The organism is Rhodococcus sp. 24CO (genome assembly GCF_050586165.1).
Taxonomy (GTDB): Bacteria; Actinomycetota; Actinomycetes; order Mycobacteriales; family Mycobacteriaceae; genus Rhodococcus_F.
This window is the reverse complement of sequence record NZ_JAZFNF010000065.1, coordinates 1-928: the sequence shown is the minus strand read 5'-3', so window position 1 is coordinate 928 and position 928 is coordinate 1. Positions and strand designations below refer to the sequence as shown.

General features: G+C 57.9%; 2 protein-coding genes. Both read left to right on the top strand.

The window, feature by feature from the left end:
• Positions 1-74: 74 nt before the first annotated feature.
• Positions 75-377: a transposase gene (locus tag V2B23_RS30855; RefSeq protein WP_430953690.1), complete on the top strand. Its 303-nt coding sequence runs from the start codon at positions 75-77 to the stop codon at positions 375-377.
• Positions 368-928 (top strand): IS3 family transposase (locus tag V2B23_RS30850; RefSeq protein WP_430953691.1); only part of this gene is annotated, 561 nt, incomplete at its 3' end. The genes V2B23_RS30855 and V2B23_RS30850, both read left to right, overlap by 10 nt.

Genomic DNA, 928 nt, shown 5'->3' with positions numbered 1-928 from the left:
CTTTGATGTACCCCGAGTTTTCCGGAGTTCGTTTGTTTTACTTCAGGCATTGATGCACCCGAGAGAGGTTCACGATGCCCCGACGTTATCCGCCCGAGTTCCGCCGAAAAGTTCTCGATCTGTTGAAGTCAGGACGCTCGGTCGCCGAGGTCGCCGCAGGTCTCGATGTCACCGAGCAGACCATCTACAACTGGCGTAACCAGGAGCTCATCGATACCGGTCAGAGGCCGGGGCTGAGCTCGATTGAGAGTGCTGAACTCGCCGCCGCCCGTCGTCGTATCGCCGAGTTGGAGACCGAGCTTGCCATCGCCAAACGCTCCACGGAACTGCTGAAGTCGGTGGTGCTCCCAAAAGGCGGTTCGAAGCGATCGAAGTAATGGCCAAGGAAGGACTACCGGTACAGACTTCGTGTCGGATTCTGGAGGTGTCGGAGTCCGGTTTCTACGAGTGGCGCAATCGCCCACCCTCGGAACGCTCACTGCGACATGCCTGGTTGACGCAGCTGATCACCGAGGTTCACACCGCCTCGCATGGCACCTACGGTGCGCGGCGCATCCACGCTGAACTCACCCTTGGTCACGGTATTGCAGTGGGACACGGCTGCATCGAAATGTTGATGAGAGCTGCTGGTGTGAAAGGACTTCCGGGAAACAAACGTGCGCGTTCCAAGCATCAGACTCCGACCGCGAGCGATCTCGTGGACCGTAAGTTCACCCGCGACGAGCCGAATAAGTTGTGGGTCACGGATATCACGGAACATCCCACCCGTGAAGGTAAAATTTACTGCGCTGTTGTCCTGGATACGTTTTCGAGGCGAGTCGTCGGGTGGTCTATCGACAGCTCGCAGACAGCGACATTGGTGACAAACGCTCTGGGAATGGCCATTTCCAATCGAGGCCCGACACCCGGCACACTCATTCACTCGGAC

Coding starts and splice junctions, on each gene's coding strand:
- V2B23_RS30855 (WP_430953690.1), top strand. CDS start 75: ATGCCCCGACGTTATCCGCCCGAGTTCCGCCGAAAAGTTCTCGATCTG.